General features: G+C 31.0%; 2 protein-coding genes. One reads left to right on the top strand and one right to left on the bottom strand.

Annotation, left to right across the window (positions count from 1 at the left end; genetic code table 11):
- Window positions 1-187: 187 nt before the first annotated feature.
- Complete coding sequence (locus CD032_RS10710; protein WP_019467628.1) at window positions 188-856, bottom strand: RluA family pseudouridine synthase; 669 nt, start codon at window positions 854-856, stop codon at window positions 188-190.
- A 438-nt stretch (window positions 857-1,294) separates the two neighbouring features.
- On the opposite strand from CD032_RS10710, the gene CD032_RS10705 reads away from it, so the two are divergent.
- The gene (locus CD032_RS10705; protein ID WP_103211474.1) at window positions 1,295-1,945 is read left to right on the top strand and encodes a transglycosylase family protein; all 651 of its coding nucleotides are present in this window, start codon (window positions 1,295-1,297) and stop codon (window positions 1,943-1,945) included.
- The last annotated feature ends 143 nt before the right edge of the window (window positions 1,946-2,088 follow it).

Genomic DNA, 2,088 nt, shown 5'->3' with positions numbered 1-2,088 from the left:
GCTGTAAAACTTTATAACGAAGTTGGCGCTTCACAATGGGTTACTGCATAATCTGAAGTATAATTTTAAATAAAAATATAAGTATAAAACACTAATAAAAGCTATGAAGGAATCATTTAGTAAAGATTCTTTCATAGCTTTTTTATATTAATATATTGGATGAAATTACGGTTATTTAAGAAGTATGTTATATAAATTCATTCCAAATGCCTTTATTTGGAGTAGAAGTTACAGAAATGATTTCATCTTTAGTGGGGTGTTTGACGCTGAGATTTGATGCCCAAAGTGCAATTTGTTGTCCTGGCTTATTAAATTTCTGACCGTATTTTTGATCACCATATAATGGTAAGTTTTGATTTGCGAATTGTACTCTAATTTGATGTGAACGACCTGTTTTCAATTGGATTTGAACCAAGGTTTTATTGTTAATTGTTTTGATAACTTTATAATTCAAAATTGCCTCTTTAGCATCCTTTTTCTTGGAATCAACTGCATAAACAATATTTTTATTTCTGTCTTTCCATAAATAGTCACGAAGTTCACCTTCTTTTTTTGAAGGTATACCATGGATAATTGCTAGATATGTTCTATATAATTTTTGTTTTCTAAGTTCATTAGATAACCTAGAGGCTGCTTTGGATGTTTTAGCGAAAACAATTGTGCCTCCAACGGGCCGATCAAGACGATGTACGAGTCCAAGGTATACATTACCCGGTTTATTGTATTGAACTTTTATGTATTTTTTTAAAATGGACAATAAGTCTTGATCTCTTGAGTTGTCTTCTTGTACAGGAACATTAATTGGTTTCTCTACCATTAATAAATGGTTATCTTCATAAAGAATATTGTCGAACATTTAATTCCTCCAACATTTTATATATTGATAGGTTTTCATAAATTTTAAAATAAAGTTATTAAAATTAAACCAAATTAAGATATTATCAGTAGTTAGATATAAATTCAATCTTTCTTATATTTAAAAGCCATAAAATATAACTATTTATAATGATATAAGTGAATATTATTTTCACACTAATTACATAATTATTACATATTTGTAAAACCAATATTATATTTCATGCTTGATGTGCTGGGTTTTTGAATGGAATTGAATTAAGTATTTAATGTAATTAGGGCGTAAAAATTCTAGATATTTTTTAACTTCACTGTAACCCACAAGCTTTTTTAAGATGTTACAGTAGGGATTAGCAAATTTGATAAAAGTAATTTTGCAAAACAGAAAACTCAAATTTAAATATTTAAAAGTATAATCTCTTAGGAGGATTTATTAATAATGAAAAAAACAGTATTAGCTTCAACATTAGCAGTAGGACTTGGCGTAACAGGAATTGCAGCAGGAAATTCAGCAGATGCGTCTGAACAAGGTATCGATCAAGCACAATTAGCTCAACAAGCACAAAACAATCCACAACAATTGAATGCTGAGCCAATACATGAAGGTGCTTATAACTATAACTTTAATCAAGATAATTTAAATTATAACTTTGAATCTGATGGCACATATTGGTCATGGAGTTATGGTGAAGGTTCAAACGGATCTAATGATGCATCAGCACAATCAACAAGTGATGCAGGACAACAAGAACAAGCACCACAAACTCAAGAACAAACACAACCACAACAAGAAGCAGCTTCATCACAACAATCAACAGATAGCTCAAGTGAAGCATCAAGTGGTTCATCAGTAGAAGTAAACGATCACTTGAAACAAATTGCACAACGTGAATCAGGTGGCGACCTTAACGCTGTTAACCCATCATCAGGTGCAGCAGGTAAATACCAATTCTTACAAAGCACTTGGGATTCAGTAGCACCAGATGAGTATAAAGGTCAATCACCAACAGAAGCACCAGAATCAGTACAAGACCAAGCAGCAATGGATTTATATGAATCTGAAGGTGCTTCACAGTGGGTAACTGCTTAATTTATTAAAAGTTTAATTTCAAAACATTAATATATACGCATAAAAAGTATGAGATTTAAAGCTCATTCTTTAATTAAAGGACTAATCCGTGAAGTGATATGCTCCCTTCAAAGTAGACACTTAAAAATGTAAACTTTGAAGGG

It is taken from the genome of Staphylococcus cohnii subsp. cohnii, from assembly GCF_002902365.1.
GTDB classification, from domain to species: Bacteria; Bacillota; Bacilli; order Staphylococcales; family Staphylococcaceae; genus Staphylococcus; species Staphylococcus cohnii.
This window is presented reverse-complemented; position numbering and strand designations above follow the sequence as displayed.

What these genes read in the sequence shown, in the direction of transcription:
- CD032_RS10710 (WP_019467628.1), bottom strand. Translation starts at nt 856, where the DNA reads ATGTTCGACAATATTCTTTATGAAGATAACCATTTATTAATGGTAGAG.
- CD032_RS10705 (WP_103211474.1), top strand. Translation starts at nt 1,295, where the DNA reads ATGAAAAAAACAGTATTAGCTTCAACATTAGCAGTAGGACTTGGCGTA.